Here is a 17,412-nt window from a genome sequence, read left to right on the forward strand (position 1 = left end):
ACCAAAAAGAAACCTACTCCATTTGGGTGCAACTAACTATAGAAATGCAATCCTATTCTGAAAACTTTAATTGAAGGCAACACAAAGAAAGCAGAAAAATGATCTGCTAAAAACACCTTCAATTAATGTCTTTTCAAAATAGGATTAGCAGTCCATGTTCGTCGGTTCACCCTTTCGCTCATATAACTTATGCTAATTCTACATAATACATTAAAAATTGTCAAACGCTACATAAAATTGGATTGAATCGAGTTTTTATGGGGGGTTTTTCTAGGCATCAGATTCTCAATCCGCGTTTGAGATCTCAATCGTTCTTCAATAATATAATCATATGCCTATCGAAACAGGAAAAAGCGTTATTTTTTTCGAAAATTCCTCTTTCGTGCGGATAAAGAGGATAATACATTTTTTTACAAACCAAAAGAGGTTTCCTCCCATCTAAACAGCCGTCCGGAAATACCAAGTGAAGCGTGTATCATTTCCCAAAATAAAAAGAGGCTTAAATGGCCTCTGTTTTGCTTCAACTTACGAACAGCTTCCGCCATCTCCCCCACCAAATCCGCCAGAATCTCCTCCTGAAAAACCTCCAGAATCTGATGAGCCGCAATCAGAGTAGGAAGAATCCGAAGTTGTCGAGGAGAAGTCATGATGAATATACAGATGGCTATCCATATGATGGTTATTTAAATGATTTGCGCTAGATGAATGTCGATGTCTGTTTTCGTCTGTTGTAAATAAAGAACTAACTAAAAACAACACAAAAAAGATTACTAAAAATGTGATAAATAATGTCATGAAAATGCTCCTCTATATAGATGTGCAAACCGTTTATGATCATTTCATTCTTATTTTAAATGTACAGATAATTCCAAACAATAGAATAACAATACTAAAATATAGAAAAATATGTTGCCAATTATATTTGCTGCCAGCATATTGACCGCTGTAATTAGCTTTTATAAACAATTCATCACGTTCCTTCACTGCAATTGCGTCGTTTGTTTTCACGCCTTTGATTTCATAGTACTCCGTCCCTTCTGGAAACATGTTTGAAAAATTTCCACTATAAATCCCTTCCTGATCTGAATATTTCGTAACTCGGCCTATTTTCTTACCGATTTGCTTAGGTTCAACGCGAGTGTTAGACATAATATACGTGTTGCCATCATAAACAACAAAAGCATATGCCCATTTTGCATAAGTCGTACTAGTTAGGAAAGTGCACCCGATTATAAAAACGAAAAATAGGCTTATTAGACGTTGCAACTTCCTCCCCCCATAACAATTAGACGGGTTCAACACTAATACAGTTGCATCTTTTATGTATATATTACGTATAAAAAATAGCCACAAATTGATCTGTGGCGAATGATTCCTCGAAATAAATCATATTGTTTCCTATCTTTCGTGTTTTTCAGATCCAAATTCAGCTTAAGCATTACGTAGTGTAGGTGATTGGGGAAGAAAAATTTGAAGATCAGTTTATTGGACATTTAATACTTTCTGCCTCTTAACGGAGTCTGTTTCTTCCTTATAAATAAGATTTCGATCTTCTGGTCGTTGCTAGCCTATGTTGTCAAAAGACGTATAAAGGTCTTATTTACAAAACTTCATATGATTCGCTAAAACTGGTGGACCTAGCTTTTTTGTTCTAGAGTTAGAGGGACGTACTTGAATTTGTACCCCTTTCATTTCGGCGGTAATATTGTCAATTCTTCCTGCCCACGTTGGATCAGGCTTCTCTGAAGAAGGATGCAATTCAAAGCGCCAGCTGATTTCGTTTGGAATCAAAGCAAATCCTTCATACGTATCGTAATTCCCCAAAGTGCTAGGGTGAGGCAAGTGAAGAGCGTGGATGCTGATGCTTGTTCGCGGAAAACTCGGTGTTAGCTTCACTTTATATACAAGTGCGACTCCCTTTGCATTCATAAGTTGTCGATCAAGAGGTTCTAATATGACGCTACATGGTAACCGTGAAGCGGCTTGAATTGGCTGTGCGCCTACAATGATTGTAATAACCAGTGCTGACATCCAAATAAATCGTCGCATAAGCTTCCTCCAAGATGATTATTTAGAGTAGGCGATGGCTGTATTTGCCATCATAAATTCTCGTCTATTTTCTCTCGTTCTCCCGTTCACCTATGCAAGGAAAAATCCTCCTTCAATTCGAAGGAGGATGCGCTAACAAACAATATATCACTGATGATATGTGGAATTTAGAAAAACGACAATCCAATCATAAAAATAATTCCAGATACCAATAGCGTAGTGACGCAGTAGCCCATAATATCTCTTACACCTAATCCCGCAATCGCAAGAGCCGGCAGCGCCCAAAACGGCTGCGCCATATTCATCCATGCCTCACCGTAGGCGATGGCCATCGCTGCGATTCCTGGATCGACTCCTAAAGAAGCTGCCGCAGGCATGATGAAAGGTCCTTGAACGACCCAGTGCCCCCCGCCGGATGGAACAAAGAAATTAATGAAACCGGAACTTAAAAAGGCAAGAACCGGAAACGTATGCTCATTGGAAATAGAAATAAAGGCATTTGTAATCATCCCGCCTAGCCCTGATTGCTCCATCATGCCTTGAATGCCGGCGTAAAAAGGAAATTGAATTAAAATGCCGGCTGTGCCGCGGGCAGCGTTCGTAATGGCTTGCATATACGATAAAGGCGTGCCATGCAATAATAAACCCGTAAAAAAGAAAATTAAGTTAACGGTATTGACATCAATTTTGAATCCTTTTGTCACAAAATAATAAATTAAGTATGCATATCCGAGCGCAACGATGAGATAGGTTAAAATTCTGCTGTTTTCCATGCGCACCGCAAAGCTTTTCTCACTTGTTGCTGCCAAAGGGATATCGTTTTGGTTTTCAGTAAGCAATTTAGGATCAATCGTTACAACTTCATGCGGCTTTGGCATCATTAGTCTTGTCATAATCGGCAAAACAATAAGAAGCGAGATGGTAATAAATAAGTTAAAACCAGTAAAAATGGTTTTCGTTAATGGGATAACCCCCGCTATTTTCTCCATCGGATTGCCTGGTGTGGCTGCCAATAAAGGAACCGATCCGGAAAGTCCGCCGTGCCAAGTTAAAAAGCCTATGTAAGCGCTTGCGATTAATAGCCGATAGTCAGAACCTGGAACTTTTTTAGCTACTTCCTTAGCAAATAGAGCACCGACAATTAAACCAAAGCCCCAGTTGATTAAAGAGGCGATGGCTGCTCCTAACGTTACTAGAACAACCCCTTGAGCCGGAGTTTTGGCAACGCCTGCAACCTTTTGTAGTCCACGTTTCACAAGCGGTGAACTCGCTAGAGCATGTCCCGTCACTAAAATTAAGCTCATCTGCATCGCAAACGCTAGCAAGTTCCAAAATCCATCTCCCCAAAAACGAACCATATCGAGTGGACCGTGGGGAGTAAAGACAATTCCCGATACGAATAAAATCGCTGTTAAAATAAGCGCAAACACAAAAGGATCAGGCAAAAACCTCTGGACAAGCACTGTGAAAAAATTCGATAATACTTTCATCTGTTCTCCCCCTTTACAAAATGATTATTCCCACAATTATAAATAAACAAAAAATTATAAAAATTTACAGTGTATTTTTTCCTATCTCTGCTTACAAAATTCCTATAGTACCCGTTCCATCAAAATTTGTGAAATGGAGGGAACGAAGACCATATTACGCTCCTCCCTCTTTGGTCACTTAGCATGAGATGCAAGTGCTTTGTTTGAACTTCTCTATTTATAGATAGCTAACAAAAAAAGGAACTCCTATATAAGGAATTCCTTTTTGTGATTCATTTTATATTGGTCGACGTAATCTTGTATCATCAGAAATAGAGAAATAAAAGCTTCTTTTATGTTACTGCTCGTTAGTAACATTTTGTGCCAAAGTGCTTTTTCTCTTGCCGTATAATGCATAAATAATCAAGCCTGCAGCCATCCAAACAATAAAGCGAATCCAAGTAATTGAAGGAAGGCTGATAATCAAGTAAATGGAGAATCCGATTCCGATTAAAGGAATCAATGGAACAAGCGGCGTTCTAAATTTTCTTTCAAGTTCTGGACGCTTCACGCGCAATACAATGATAGATGCGCAAATTAAGACAAACGCCGACAAAGTCCCAATGTTAACGAGTTCCGCTACTTCGCTAATCGGAGTGAATCCTGAAACGAATGCAGTAATCACACCGATAATTAAAGTTGGGCGATAAGGTGTTTTATATTTAGGATGTACTCTCATAAACCATTTTGGCAATAAACCGTCGCGGCTCATCGCAAACCAGATACGTGAGCCTGCAAGCATAAATGAGAATAGAACAGATAAAATTCCGGCAATCGCAGCTGCAGAGATAATTAGCGTGATCCACTTCAATCCAACATCGCTAAACACTTTAGCAACTGGCGCTGCGTTATTAAGTGTATGATACGGAGCCATTCCTGTAATAACGAGCGACATTGCAACGTATAGACATAGAGCAACAGCCAACGATAATACGACAGCGATCGGCAAGTCACGCTGCGGATTTTTGGCCTCTTCTGCTGCCGTTGTTAAAGTGTCGTAGCCAAAGACAGCGAAAAACACAAGGGCTGCTCCGCTCATGACACCGTGGAAGCCAAAAGGCATAAAAGGATGCCAGTTCGCCGAATCCACATAGAAACTACCTACAGCAATGACCACTAAAATAACGCTTAACTTAATAATAACCATGAGGTTGTTAAATCTAGAACCCCATTCAATACCGAAGTAAAGCAATGCAGAAATCGCAAGGCTCACTAATACGGCAATCAAGTCGACTTTGTGGCCTACTCCAGTGCCCGGAGCTCCTTGCGCCCATACCGGAAGATGAATTCCAATATGCTGAAGAATTTCCTGCATGTAACCGGACCAACCGATTGCTACTACGGCTACAACGAGGGTGTATTCGAGCAATAAATCCCATCCAATCAGCCATGCTGCTCCTTCTCCTAACACAGCATAGCTATATGTGTAAGCGCTTCCAGAAACGGGTATTAAACCAGCAAACTCTGCGTAGCATAGTGCAGCAGCAGCACTAGCCAGTCCAGCGATAATGAACGATAAAATAACCGCAGGTCCTGAGTGCTCAGCAGCAGCAACACCCGTTAATACGAAAATACCTACCCCGATGATACCCCCTAAACCAATTGCGGTAAGCTGCCATAATCCTAAGACCCTATTCAGTCCTGTGTTTTTGGCCCCTTCTCGTTGCAATTGGTCGATAGACTTTTTCCTAAAAAAAGCACTCATTGATGTTTTTCTCCTCCCCTTTGATAATCTTTAGCAACCTAAAGAGAAATAGGTTTGAAGCTATTCTATCATAACAGTATGTATTTTGAAAAGAGAATAAATATACAATTTTTCAAAACGAAAGTCCCATGTTTGTTTTGTGATGAAAAATAAAAATCAATTGAAAAATCTGAATTTTTAACTAAATAAGAGTGATTGGTGTTTGGATATCGAAATTTATATTTATTCATTACGTGTTATAAAAAAGATATATATTTTAAAATATATAAAATATTTATAATATAATAATTTTATAAATAATCTAAATATTATTCAGAATTGCGTTGTCGGCCGCTGACTCTCCTCTTAAATTAAATGCAAAGACTGTATTCGTGAATCGATCATCTCATCATTGCTGATCCAATTTCTAAATAAAATTCCCCTAATGTGGCCATCGCCGCTTGCAAGCTTGCGAATGATCCGCATTTAGGGGGATCGGCAATAAAACATGTTGATTAGCGCTTGAGCCTGTTTTTTATCATGCAAAAACCGATGTCTATTTGTTGTTTCAAGCCTTGAACGGCAAGTCTCCTTGTTCGTTCTTCCTTTCTAAAATTTCTCCTTGTCACCTTCAGCCAGTTACTATGTGTTAAAACTTTTACATGGCACGAACGTTTGTCAGTTGTTCCGCTATGTGGGCGAGTGTATGTGCGCGCCTAATTTTTTCCGTCCAACGGTTTGGTAATTGGTTGTAGCCGACTTCCACCCCTTTTCATCCGCCTGCGATGGCTGCGATTGTATCGCTGTCGCCGCCCATGTTAACAGCGCCGATGACGACATCCTCGAACGAATCATAGCGAAGCAGCCAATGAAGAACCCAATTCATCGTGTGAACGACATAACCGCTAGGAGGGCAATCGGGCTTATGTTTTAAAATTGCCTCGTATATCGTGCCTGTGATTTCGTTTTCAATCGCAGCGTACAAAGATTCACCGTTAAGTACTCGGAGCGCAATTCTGTTGTAGATGAGACATGCTTCCGCCGCTTCGTCGTCATCATGCGTCATTTTGGAATGAAGGTATGTGACTTCCTCCATTTTATTTTGATCCGCGTATGCGAGAGCGATCGGCAAACAGCGCATCAGCGACCCGTTGCCAGCGCATCGGCCACCAAGGTTCTGGCAAGCTTGAGCCGCGGCAGCGAACCAGTTTCCGTCGTATAACGATAAAACCGTGCGGATGATATTGCCGACATCCGGCGGATTTGCAGCGTACCATTTTAAAAATTCTTCGCCGATTTCGGAAATAGGGTTTTCTTTGTTTTTTATAACCCCTTTTGCTACTGCGACTGTCATCGCAGTGTCGTCGGTCACTTCTCCAAGTGGTAGATTTAACCAACCGCCGCCGATAATATTGGTTACTTTTCCGTATTTTATTTGAATTTCCATTGCATTCATAAATTCTGTCGTCGCTCCCATCGCATCACCAATTGCCAACCCGAATAATCCACCTTTAATTTTATCAAGCATATGTCATCCCCCTTTTTAGCAATCAGAGACTTCGATGAGGTTGAAAAATAGATACGCTCCTCCATTTGGCTTCTTTTCCTACTCGGAATTTCCTTTTTTCACCTCATTCATACCGTATATATTCTCAATAACATTGCCTGTCCCTTCTTCTTTTCAAGATATTGAATGGTGTACTAGTAATAGGAATGCGAAGAGCGCCATGATAAAAAATACATATTATGCTCCCGGATACAAACATTAACAATAAATATTACGAAATGGGGGATATCAAATGTATCGGTTGGTTGTTCTGATGATCGTATGGCTCTTTTCATTTCCTATGTTTGCCCACGCTAACACAACCCGCATGCATGACTTAAAGGCGACTTTTATCCGCCAAGGGAATCTTTGGCTTGTTCAGGGTGGCAAAGAGCAACAAATCACCCGCTCAGGACGAGTGTCCAATCCGCAATGGTCGCATGACGGCAAATGGGTGTTGTACCAAAAACAAGTTCCGGCGAAGATTCCAACTGAGAAAGCACAAACGGAAATTTGGGTTTATAATGTTGAAACGAAGGAAACAAAACATATTTTTCACGATGGATACAATCCGCAATGGGCGCCGCATCAAAATCTTATTGCGTTTCAAGATGAACAGACATTGGATGTCTCGAATTTTCAACAATTTTATAACATCGCACTAGGAGTTAGCAGCTATGCGTGGTGGCCAGATGGAAGCAGTTTGCTCTTATCCTCAAGTGCACAGCTTCGACCGGACGGCTGGACGAACCCGATTTTGTTTAAAAAGGAAATTCGTACATTTACCGGCACCGATGAAGCGAAAACTTTTTTTACGATTCCAAAGGAATTAAGCAAAGGAGACCTAAAAATTATATCAATTATTGCGAATCATTTCGCCTTTTCTCCGAGCCATCGCTGGATTTCGTTCATCGTCTCGCCGACGGCTTCGTGGTCGATGGACAGCAATATGCTTTGCGTCATTTCCGCTAATGGCACGGATTTTCAAGTGTTGGACGAAGTCATTTTAGGCGTCGGATTGCCGAAATGGGCGCCGACCCGCGATATTTTAGCATACATTGCTGGAGGCGGCAGAATTGTGTTTGGTTTTAAAAATAAAGATTTGAAAATACGCGAATGGCCCGCATCCGCATCGATCACGCCGGAGCACTATGCGGAACTCGATTTTACGTGGAAAGATGATCGTTCCATTATTACGTCAAGAATCCCGGAACGCGAATGGTCGAACGATGTGACGAAACACCCATTGCCGTCTCTTTATCATGTGGATATTGAAAGTAACAAGCAAATAAAAATCACCGCTCCTCCAAAAGGAAAAGGTGATTACAATCCGTACTATATCAAAGCAGTGAACCAACTTGCTTGGTTTCGATCCGACTCGATGTTCGGAAAAAAAGACCTTTGGATCGCCAATGCCGATGGAACAAACGCCAGACAATGGCTGAAAAATGTCGAAGAGGTTGCGTTTGCGGAATAAAAACGGAGTTTGGCTTATGCCAAACTCCATTACATGTTATGGTAATTTTCATTCAACTTTTCTAACATAATCCACCGAGAAGTCTCCCACCTCTAAATGAAATGGAGGTGGGAGAGGTTCATGTTTTATGGATACGGCGGTTGAAGTTCTATCCTCAAAAGCTGGTGCAATACCCGAATGTATCGCTTCTTTTTACAACAAATCTACTAATTCTTGCTCCGAAACAGGAGGATAAACAGCCCAGTCGGCATTAGTCATTACAGCCCAATATTTGTCGCCATATGACCAGTGCCACCACTCAGTAAAGTAATTCACAAAGCCAACGGACTGAAGAGCGTAGGCAAGCATTTGCCGATTTTGCATGGCTTGCTTACTGATGTTAGTTGCATCAAAAAAGGTCGCATAGTTGGTTTCTTGCGGTATGGCATCGTACTGTGTTCCAAGATCTAACTCGTTTCCATTCGCGTCGATAAGGGTTAAATCGATGGCTCCTCCTGTTGGATGAGGAGCGACATCAGGGGGCGCTACGTATTTAGAGGCTTCCGCTAACCAATAGTTTAAATCTTCATTCGGAAAGCTTTTTTTGGCCCGCTGCAATGCCCGCTCAAAGGCAAGTTGTTGAATATGAAGAGGTCTGTATCCTTCTTTCACCAAAAAGCGGACTCCTTTTGGAAGAAGCGCTTTAGCGGTCGAAAGTTTCTCGGCTACTGAAAAGCGAACACATGAGAAATATCGACTCCTGTTAGAAAGTGATGGGTCGACGACAATATCTCGGTCAAAATGAATGAGATTCACAAACGGTTCTTGCGAAGGCCGGACATGGGTGGAGGAAACAACTGGGTCACTCATCAAAATTTTGTTGTCCTTTTTCACCAACAATCCCTTCTTTCTAAACGATTGAAGTAAGAACAAAGTTTAGTTACTGACAAATTCTACAAAATAAAAAATAAATCCTTTTTTAGACTGTCTTTCCAATATGCAAAAAAGCGTTGGTGAATATTATAATTAGAGGGTTTGAAAATGATGGAATATGGATTGCTATGTTTTTGATTTTTAGCAAATATTCAATAAAAAAGGTTAAGCAATTGAAAAAGTTGCTTAACCTTTTTTGCTGAACCGTCAGATTAGCCAAATATTTTAACTATGAATGTTTTGATGTCGTTCCTCGAATGGCTCCGATTTTTATACGAATTCTGTTTCTATTATATAAGGATTTATTTTGAATTGCGAAATGCATTTTTTATTTGCGACAGTTTATTTTGTAAATTAGCGTGATCGCGCTTCATTTGGTTTAGACGATTTGTTACCACTTTCTTTGCATATCCGTTAGGTGCGGAGGCGATGAGTATGACGTTTTCTTTATAATGGTTCACGTGCAAGACCTCCTAGAAGTGTTTTCATAAAGTAGCAATAAGAATATCCCTTTGATTCCAGTATAGCATTAAATATATGTTCTTGGTAAGCCTTGAGTTTATAATAATCCCACTCCCCTAATAGCGGCAAATGAAGGCAAAATACATAGTCTTTTACTTTGAACAGGAAATAGCATATTCTTTTTTCTAGTGAATAATACAACTTTTCGTTATGATTGGGGTCCTTATATGTTTGGACGACGTAGGATTCAGTGTCATCTAATGAAAAATTCTCGGGAGTCGTTAATCCGTCGTATTCTTTACAAATCATGTGGTCGCCTCTTTTTTCGTAAAGAGTGATTGCCTTGCAGGCCATTAGCGATCCTAACGCTTCTTGTTGGTATTTTGTATTGGCAGAGTATATATTGCAGCCGGTCATCTGGGATCGCAACAGTGCTAATAATCGTCTCCAATTCGTAATTTGCCCGTTTTCCAATAAACTGATGAACTCCAAAGAAAGCTCATAAAAATCTCCATACATGTGGACGTGTTCTAGGCTCCGTTCAATTTCCGAACGAATGTTTAAATATTGCAGACTTTCTTTGAAGAGAGTGGAGAGATAGCTTTTAATGTTTGGAAGCACCTCGACACCTAATGAGCATTTTTCAAAGTAGATGCCTTTTTGTTCCGCATCGTAAAGAAAGTACCAGACGTAGTTCTCAGCAATATCCTTGTTTTCTTCAATTTGTTCATTTATAAATGTCAGCATGCAATCCGGCTCCTTGCTGTGCTCGTTTAGATGATGTATCAATGACCGTTTGATTTGCGGCCGAATTGTCCGAAAATAAGCGTTAAGAACGGTGTCGTGAACATATACGATGATGCGTTTATTTTCGTGATAGGCGCGCAAAAATTCAAGATGGGTTACCGTTTTCCCTTCACTCTCTAAAAAGGTTCCTGCTTTATCGGCAATAAATAGTAAAAAGATATCGCTTCTTGATACATACTCCAAGCAAGTACGGATGGCATCTTGATGAATATATCGCATGCTGTCTTCAAAGCGAATCGGTTCATGCCCGATCTTTTTTAATTCTTCAAATACAGCGTTGCGTATCGAGGAAAGCGCATCTTGTGCCACGGAACTGATGAAAATTGTAGTTCGGTCCATATTTTCGCACCACCCCCTGCTTAAAATTCGGTAAAAGTGGCTCTATTCCTTCCAAAAATTTTCTTTTGTTTTTGAAATTGCTTAAAGAACCACTACCTGCCCCTTTTCTAAATATATGAAAGCCACGGAACTATAGGACAATCTCTAATCCACCATATCAAAGGTTAAAAACTAAGAAATTGTAATAGTTGACAAATGGCTTTTGATCATCCATAATACATTAACAGGAACATACATTCGTATACACGATATGATTTTGCTCTGTTCCTATATGATCGATAAAAGGAGTGGATTAAAAAAATGGGACAGTCGTTTGGTTGGGTTGAAGACCGGTACGGTGTTTCATGGCAATTGAATTTGGCGAAAAACTAGCGGTGAGCTAGTTCTGCAAGCACCATTGAAATAAATACAACTCGAGGAGGTTATGTTGCTCTTATGTCAACAGCCAATGCTAATCCATCCATGGCATCATTGTTGCGCAATCGTTTCATCCAAACGATTATGACAGCCGGTTTATTCATCCAAGTCGGCATTTGGATACGCAACTTCGCCATTTTATTGTTTGTCACGGAAAAGACAGACGGCGATGCGCTTGCCGTTTCGCTTATTTCGGTGGCCGAGTTTGCCCCGATTTTTATTTTCTCTTTTATTGGCGGCACGTTTGCAGATCGCTGGCGGCCGAAACGGACGATGATCTGGTGTGACCTCTTAAGCGCTATATCGATCTTTGTCATATTGATCGCGCTTCTTTTTAGCACATGGAAAGCGGTGTTCCTCGCAACCTTTGTTTCTGCCATTTTATCGCAATTTTCTCAGCCTTCAGGAATGAAGCTATTTAAAGTACATGTTCCCGGAGAACAGATGCAGGCAGGGATGTCGTTATTTCAGACGATGATCGCCGTTTTTATGGTCATCGGTCCCGTAGTAGGCACGTTTGTATTTCAACAATTCGGCATTTACGTCTCCATGGCTTTAGTGGGCCTTGCGTTTTTGCTCTCTGCCCTCGTACTGACTTCGTTGCCTTCTGACCGAACGGAAGACCAGGTTGGAAGCAAGGCGTCTCTCTGGAATGAAATGAAACAAGGGTTTCGCTATGTATGGTCGCGTAAGGTGCTTGTCATTTTAGGAGGCGTCTTCATGACTGCGGGGTTAGGAATCGGTTTGATCCACCCATTAGGTATTTTTCTTGTAACCGAGCGTCTTGGAATGGAAGAGAGCTATTTGCAATGGCTGCTCGCAGCCCACGGAGCAGCCATGACGATTGGCGGCGGTATGGCGATGGTGTTTTCAAATCGCGTGGCACCCCATATTCTTCTTATGTTAGGAATGGCAAGTACGGCTATCGGTGTTTTTGTGATGGGATGGTCTACGATTTTTTGGCTGACTTTACTAGCAGAATTTATCATTGGTCTATTCATGCCTTCCCTTCACATTGGGATTAATACAATTATTATGAACAATACTGAGGAAGCGTTCGTAGGCCGTGTGAATGGAATATTGACGCCGCTATTTATGGGATCGATGGTTATTACGATGAGCTTAGCTGGTCTGTTAAAAGAACAATTTTCTTTACTTATGATTTACCAAGCATCGGCCGCTCTATTTGTCATCGGCATTATAGTAATGCTGCCGATGTTTCGGCTGCTTCAACCAGCTAAAGCCAAAGCATGATCGTTGACAGCAGTTACGATGAAGTATAGCTGCACATTATAAAATAAGCTGTTTGAACGTATTCGTGTTGCGATACGTCCAACAGCTTATTTTTTTTCGACGATTAATGCCTCTTTCTCAAACGCTTGTAAAAAAGCGCGATATAAGTCGCTAAAACATGGATTCATCGCATGTCCTCTCCTTTGCTTGATCATTAAGTATATCATTACTCCTTTTGATTTAGCGGTTCCTTTTGTTTTATCCAATATACTATAAAAAGAAATAGCCCCGTTAATATAAAGCCCATTCCTCCTATAAAACCAAGCATTCTATTATTGATTGTTTCTAAAATCATACCGGATGCGAACATCGATAATCCTATTAATGTATTAGACATAGTCGCCAGCCAGCCGAATACTAAACCTTGGTGATCGGTCGGCGTTTCTTTCATGACGATTGAATCAAAGCAAGTATTGCCAATGCCGGATACAAAAGAGGCGAGAATATATATAACAAAAGCAGCAAACGCTAAGTGAACACGGCTTAAAACGATCAGACATGCCCCTTCTAGTATAAGCGCTGCCAAACCGATGGATAAAAGGTTTTGGTGTATGCGCTGGGCCATTATAAAACTTAGCATGAGCCCAATTCCGAGAGCGCCATAAAAAAGACCGACTCCTATATCACCAAGATGAAATTCTTGAACCGCATAGATGCTAACGAGCACGTTATCCATCCCATTGAAAAGAGGCACAATGAATTCGAACAAAAATGCAATATACAGTGCGGTAGAAGCAGTGACTAATTTTTTCATCCTTTTTATAGAATAGAAGAGATTCAACTCCTCGTTGTTCTTTATATGATCATTTTTGCTAGTAAACGATGGAATAGAAGCAATCAGCATAGCGGCGATTAAAAAGGAAAGCCCATTGAGCCAAAACGTCATATCCGGTCCAAAGAAAAAACTCACAAGTGCCCCCGAAAACGAGCCACCTATTAGAACCATTCCAAGCATTACTTGTTCTAAGCCGTTGATTTTTATAATGTTCTCCTTCTTCACGAGCAAAGGAATCAACGACTTTCGCGCAGGAGCATAGATCGCTTCCCCTGCTGCTAAAATAAAGGTGCTGAGATAAACGATCCAAATATCGGATTCGTTGTTTACCAATACAAAAGAAATGGCAAAAGCAACTCTAGATAAATCAGTGATAATCAGTATTTTCTTTCGTGAAAATCGATCAGCCAGCATCCCCCCAAAAGGGCCGAATAATAGAAAAGGAATGACTCGAATGGCTAAGGCAGTACCAACAGCAAGCCCTGACCCTGTTAATTGTAACAATAAAGTTAAAAGAGCGACTTGACTAAAACGGTCTCCTATTCCATTCACAACTCCTGCTGCAAATAATCGCAGGTAGTATTTTTCTTGTTGAAAAACACGGACGATATTTTTCACCTTACCTTCCCCCTTTACTCGTTGAATTTGCTCTTAATTTGATAAATATCTAATTAGATTCGTAAAAAAGATGCCGTTTACTAGGTTCTTCTGGCAGGAAGCGAATTGTTACGTTTATCATAGGTACACTTATTTGGCATCTCACCTTCATCTTATTTGATGATTATCTAATTTGATATTAATCTAATTAGATAATCAGGGCAATCTTTTTTACGAAAAAATGGTTCTGCCTTCTTTACTACAAATTTTTGTGGCTCCTATTCTGTGAAATCAATAAATAAAGCCTGCTTGTGGGAATCAGCAATCACATAATACTTGCCAAGCAAAACCTTAAATGATGGAACGGAAAAACCGGAAGAATTTCTCTTCCGGTTCAGAGCTTCTTATACAAAACGTTTGATTTTTTCAGTTCTCTCATACAAACAAGCTGCACATTGCTTATTTTCGTTGCTTTTGTATCAGAAATAACGATCGCTAATTACTGCTGTGCTGTTTTTAGTTCCTGAATAAACTGAAGCGTCTGATGATACAAGCTTAATGCATATCTATGCTCTTTCAGTTCTGTCGGAACCATCATTTGTGCTGAAATGGAAGATAAATCAAGTAAGTCAGGTGTAAGCTTCAAAGCTTCTGAATATGGCTGTTCTTTTACTTTTTGATGGAGCCGTTTTTCAATATAGGCTCCTAGCATTTGTAATTGAGCAGCCCATTGCTGTTGCTCAGTTGTTGACATCGTCTCTGTTTTTGCCCAATCCTTGAACGTGGTTAACACGTCGGAAATATACATGTATCCTGTCGTCAGCTGCGCGAGAAATTGTTCGTATTGTTGTAGTAGTTGTTGTTTATTTTTGGAAAATGGATTGAATTTGAGGCTCTTTTTTGCCAGTTGCAAATCTTTTTGTACTTGGTGCAATTCTTGAAGCAAGTTGGTAACATCCTTCTTTAGTTCTTGGCCCTCTAGAGCGAAGCAGTTATGCTCTACCCAGTAAGCTGTTCTTTTAAACAGCTGAACAAGATGAAATCCAAATTGATTTAATGTTTGACGCGCTTCTTTCACGTAGTTAGGCGGAAAAAGGATCATATGAACGAAAAGGACGGTAATGGCCCCCACGATCGTGTCACGAATTCGATCAAAGGAATAATCGCTTGTTTTATGGGCAAAGACAAACACTAATAAGATGGTCAATGCGACTTGGTGGATAATCGTTTTATGTACTCTAAATATCACGGGAATCAGCATTCCGCCAAATAGCAGCCCGCCGATGGTCCAACCGTTTACCTGTAAATGGCTGACAATAAAAAACGTCACAGCAACGCCAAAAACGGTGCCAATGATTCTATAAAGCGCGTATGTAGCCGAATATATTACGGTTTCCTGCATCGACAGAATAACTGTTAGGGGTGCTAAATAAGGGTGCTTGGATCCTAGAATTTTGGCCAGTTTCCATGCGAGCCCGGAAGCTAAAGCCATTTTTGCAATAAGTGCGATTCCTTTTATGAGAGCAAATCGTTGTGTTCTTTTGTTGTTTTTCATAAAAATCCCCTTGCTTAAACTAGCCTGTTACTTCATATCGGTGCTTTTGTGTTCGTACCGTTATTATGAACGGGAAAAAGTAAATTATTACAAGCGAAACATTGGGACATAGTGTTGACAATGAAAAAGGATTGAAGGGTTCTTCCCTTCAATCCTGATAGAAAACTTATGCTTTTTTAGAAAAGCGCATCGAGCGCGTATTGTCCAGGGCCGATGAGGGCAACGCCGATTGCAACAGCTAGTAGTACGAAATTGTACTCAAAACCGTTTTTCGTGATCCAATATCCATTGGCGCCATGAACTTTGACGATAGCAACAAGCATCGTGATGGCGATGAGCGCGCTTGCGATTGGAGTCAAAAATCCTAAAGCGAATAAGGCTCCCCCTACAAATTCGGCCAATCCGGCTAACAATGCCATCGTGACTCCCGGCTTAATGCCGATGGACTCGAACCAGCCTCCTGTTCCCTCGACTCCATGACCGCCAAACCAACCAAACAATTTTTGCGCACCATGTCCCATAAATGTGAACCCAACGACCAAACGAATAATTAATAAACCTAGATCCACCATGTTTCTGTCCCTCCTTAAGATGTTTTATATATAAAAAAACAATAATAACGGCTTTGACATTTTATGCTCTTATAAGCAGCTTTTTCACCTTTTCTTCCGCGCCAGAAAAATCATCGTGATTTTTGACCATATTTATATTCGATTCAAATATTGTTAATTCGAGATATTTTTTAGTTCTGTTCCATTTGGTAAGATGAATTGGTAGCAGACCAACTAATCATTCTGAAGATTTCGGGTTCGAATCCATAGTTTCTGTCTATATCTCCCCCCTTCTATATTTATGCGCAAGATGTACATCTAGAAATAGAACTTTAGGATTTTCAAAAATCTCGGATTAATTTATTTTTAATTCGAGATAAATGTATCATGATCTTTTTGCTTTGTCAATACACTCTCCTTTGACGATGCCAATTTGTTTATAGAAGATATCAGCTTCAAACTTCAAAAAAATGGTTTATCTTATAATGCTTGTTATTAACAAGAAAGGGACATGAATATTGTTGCTGTTTTCTTGTGTGATCATATTGAGCGTATACAAAAAGAAAACGGAGGCACATTAACATATAGATATGCTTTTTCTTGAAAGGAGATTGTTATAATGACAAAAATGGTGAAGCTAATGGCCCTCTTGACGTTTGCCATCCCTCTATTATTTGGCTGTGCTGCTAATTACAATAATAACGAAGCAAGAAACAGGGACAATCATATACAAAATGTCGGTTATAACCCAACCGACCGCAATCGTTCGGCCAATCAGTCAACAAAAATGGAAGTGGCAGAAACAGCGGCCGCTCGCGTGGCCAACTTGAAAGAAGTGAGAGAGGCGAATGTGATTGTGGCGAGCCGCAACGCTTATGTAGCTGTGATACTCAGCGACCATCTAAAAGGTCAAATGACCAAGGATGTCGAACGCAAAATCGCGAATACGGTGAAACAAACCGATCGGGATATTGACAACGTATATGTTTCTACAAACCCTGATTTTGTGCAACGCATGGCTGACTATTCGAACAAGCTGCAGCATGGAAAACCAGTTAGAGGGCTTTTTGAGGAATTTAGCGAAACGGTGAAGCGCGTGTTTCCAACTGCGCGATAACTAAAAAAGCGGAGGGAATGTTGCTCATTCCCTCCGCTTTTTATCATTCAGATTGCAAAGCCCGCTTTATACGGAATTATATAACTCTTACGTCAATCAAAATTAATTTTTCTTAAGGGACATTCAGGTGTCTAGTTCCCCCCCCTCCTTCCCCCTTTTTTTCTTTATCGGTGATTCCTCATTCTACTTTTGTTCGTGTAAAGTGTGAAAGAAAAACAAAACGATGGCGCTGTTCCCGAGAAGATGCAAAACGGTCTTTTTTCCATTATACTTAATCAAGTAATCTGTTGGTGGATAGAAAG

At 40.4% G+C, this 17,412-nt stretch carries 16 protein-coding genes; 4 read left to right on the forward strand and 12 right to left on the reverse strand.

What is annotated here, in order from left to right:
* Window positions 1-525: 525 nt before the first annotated feature.
* The 6 genes from N667_RS19775 to N667_RS18540 form a co-directional block, all read right to left on the reverse strand.
* Window positions 526-795: a hypothetical protein gene (locus tag N667_RS19775; RefSeq protein ID WP_156936109.1), complete on the reverse strand. Its 270-nt coding sequence runs from the start codon at window positions 793-795 to the stop codon at window positions 526-528.
* 39 nt (window positions 796-834) lie between these two features.
* Entirely contained in the window at window positions 835-1,266 is a 432-nt protein-coding gene (locus tag N667_RS18535; protein ID WP_027409376.1) for a hypothetical protein, read from the reverse strand.
* A gap of 330 nt (window positions 1,267-1,596) precedes the next feature.
* Window positions 1,597-2,049, reverse strand: coding sequence for a hypothetical protein (locus N667_RS0109640; RefSeq protein ID WP_027409377.1), 453 nt, complete (start codon window positions 2,047-2,049; stop codon window positions 1,597-1,599).
* Window positions 2,050-2,216: 167 nt separating this feature from the next.
* Window positions 2,217-3,539: a TIGR00366 family protein gene (locus N667_RS0109645; protein ID WP_027409378.1), complete on the reverse strand. Its 1,323-nt coding sequence runs from the start codon at window positions 3,537-3,539 to the stop codon at window positions 2,217-2,219.
* 337 nt (window positions 3,540-3,876) lie between these two features.
* Window positions 3,877-5,283 (reverse strand): amino acid permease, encoded by a 1,407-nt coding sequence (locus N667_RS0109650; protein WP_027409379.1) that lies wholly within the window; start codon window positions 5,281-5,283, stop codon window positions 3,877-3,879.
* 751 nt (window positions 5,284-6,034) lie between these two features.
* Window positions 6,035-6,790 (reverse strand): ADP-ribosylglycohydrolase family protein, encoded by a 756-nt coding sequence (locus tag N667_RS18540; protein ID WP_232223950.1) that lies wholly within the window; start codon window positions 6,788-6,790, stop codon window positions 6,035-6,037.
* A 271-nt stretch (window positions 6,791-7,061) separates the two neighbouring features.
* Between N667_RS18540 and N667_RS0109660 the strand changes: the two genes are divergently transcribed.
* Entirely contained in the window at window positions 7,062-8,285 is a 1,224-nt protein-coding gene (locus N667_RS0109660; RefSeq protein WP_027409380.1) for a TolB family protein, read from the forward strand.
* A 192-nt stretch (window positions 8,286-8,477) separates the two neighbouring features.
* Here N667_RS0109660 and N667_RS0109665 read toward each other — a convergent pair whose 3' ends face one another.
* The 3 genes from N667_RS0109665 to N667_RS0109675 all read right to left on the reverse strand — a co-directional run bounded on the left by N667_RS0109665 (window position 8,478) and on the right by N667_RS0109675 (window position 10,805).
* The gene (locus tag N667_RS0109665) at window positions 8,478-9,158 is read right to left on the reverse strand and encodes a M15 family metallopeptidase (protein ID WP_051530020.1); all 681 of its coding nucleotides are present in this window, start codon (window positions 9,156-9,158) and stop codon (window positions 8,478-8,480) included.
* A gap of 341 nt (window positions 9,159-9,499) precedes the next feature.
* Window positions 9,500-9,658 carry a hypothetical protein gene (locus tag N667_RS20015; RefSeq protein ID WP_198020538.1) on the reverse strand — a complete coding sequence of 53 codons (159 nt, stop codon included), beginning with the start codon at window positions 9,656-9,658 and terminating at the stop codon, window positions 9,500-9,502.
* Window positions 9,645-10,805, reverse strand: coding sequence for a DUF4062 domain-containing protein (locus N667_RS0109675; protein WP_027409382.1), 1,161 nt, complete (start codon window positions 10,803-10,805; stop codon window positions 9,645-9,647). The genes N667_RS20015 and N667_RS0109675 overlap by 14 nt, the downstream gene beginning before the upstream one ends.
* 300 nt (window positions 10,806-11,105) lie before the next feature.
* Between N667_RS0109675 and N667_RS20400 the strand changes: the two genes are divergently transcribed.
* Complete coding sequence (locus N667_RS20400; protein WP_084279104.1) at window positions 11,106-11,177, forward strand: VOC family protein; 72 nt, start codon at window positions 11,106-11,108, stop codon at window positions 11,175-11,177.
* 63 nt (window positions 11,178-11,240) lie between these two features.
* Entirely contained in the window at window positions 11,241-12,476 is a 1,236-nt protein-coding gene (locus tag N667_RS0109680) for an MFS transporter (RefSeq protein ID WP_027409383.1), read from the forward strand.
* A 205-nt stretch (window positions 12,477-12,681) separates the two neighbouring features.
* Here N667_RS0109680 and N667_RS0109690 read toward each other — a convergent pair whose 3' ends face one another.
* The 3 genes from N667_RS0109690 to N667_RS0109700 all read right to left on the reverse strand — a co-directional run bounded on the left by N667_RS0109690 (window position 12,682) and on the right by N667_RS0109700 (window position 16,014).
* Window positions 12,682-13,908: an MFS transporter gene (locus N667_RS0109690; protein ID WP_027409384.1), complete on the reverse strand. Its 1,227-nt coding sequence runs from the start codon at window positions 13,906-13,908 to the stop codon at window positions 12,682-12,684.
* Between the two features lie 478 nt (window positions 13,909-14,386).
* Window positions 14,387-15,442, reverse strand: coding sequence for an FUSC family protein (locus N667_RS0109695; RefSeq protein ID WP_027409385.1), 1,056 nt, complete (start codon window positions 15,440-15,442; stop codon window positions 14,387-14,389).
* A gap of 176 nt (window positions 15,443-15,618) precedes the next feature.
* A complete protein-coding gene (locus N667_RS0109700) occupies window positions 15,619-16,014 on the reverse strand; it encodes a DoxX family protein (RefSeq protein ID WP_027409386.1) in 396 nt (131 codons plus the stop codon).
* A gap of 598 nt (window positions 16,015-16,612) precedes the next feature.
* Between N667_RS0109700 and N667_RS0109705 the strand changes: the two genes are divergently transcribed.
* Window positions 16,613-17,110, forward strand: coding sequence for a YhcN/YlaJ family sporulation lipoprotein (locus N667_RS0109705; RefSeq protein ID WP_027409387.1), 498 nt, complete (start codon window positions 16,613-16,615; stop codon window positions 17,108-17,110).
* Window positions 17,111-17,412 lie beyond the last annotated feature (302 nt).

It is taken from the genome of Anoxybacillus tepidamans PS2 (assembly GCF_000620165.1).
Classification (GTDB): Bacteria; Bacillota; Bacilli; order Bacillales; family Anoxybacillaceae; genus Anoxybacteroides; species Anoxybacteroides tepidamans_A.

Bases quoted from the DNA above. Each gene is read 5' to 3' on its own strand.
- N667_RS0109695 (WP_027409385.1), bottom strand. From the start codon at position 15,442: ATGAAAAACAACAAAAGAACACAACGATTTGCTCTCATAAAAGGAATC.
- N667_RS0109640 (WP_027409377.1), bottom strand. From the start codon at position 2,049: ATGCGACGATTTATTTGGATGTCAGCACTGGTTATTACAATCATTGTA.
- N667_RS18540 (WP_232223950.1), bottom strand. From the start codon at position 6,790: ATGCTTGATAAAATTAAAGGTGGATTATTCGGGTTGGCAATTGGTGAT.
- N667_RS0109645 (WP_027409378.1), bottom strand. From the start codon at position 3,539: ATGAAAGTATTATCGAATTTTTTCACAGTGCTTGTCCAGAGGTTTTTG.
- N667_RS0109650 (WP_027409379.1), bottom strand. From the start codon at position 5,283: ATGAGTGCTTTTTTTAGGAAAAAGTCTATCGACCAATTGCAACGAGAA.
- N667_RS19775 (WP_156936109.1), bottom strand. From the start codon at position 795: ATGACATTATTTATCACATTTTTAGTAATCTTTTTTGTGTTGTTTTTA.
- N667_RS0109700 (WP_027409386.1), bottom strand. From the start codon at position 16,014: ATGGTGGATCTAGGTTTATTAATTATTCGTTTGGTCGTTGGGTTCACA.
- N667_RS0109680 (WP_027409383.1), top strand. From the start codon at position 11,241: ATGTCAACAGCCAATGCTAATCCATCCATGGCATCATTGTTGCGCAAT.
- N667_RS0109705 (WP_027409387.1), top strand. From the start codon at position 16,613: ATGACAAAAATGGTGAAGCTAATGGCCCTCTTGACGTTTGCCATCCCT.
- N667_RS0109675 (WP_027409382.1), bottom strand. From the start codon at position 10,805: ATGGACCGAACTACAATTTTCATCAGTTCCGTGGCACAAGATGCGCTT.
- N667_RS0109660 (WP_027409380.1), top strand. From the start codon at position 7,062: ATGTATCGGTTGGTTGTTCTGATGATCGTATGGCTCTTTTCATTTCCT.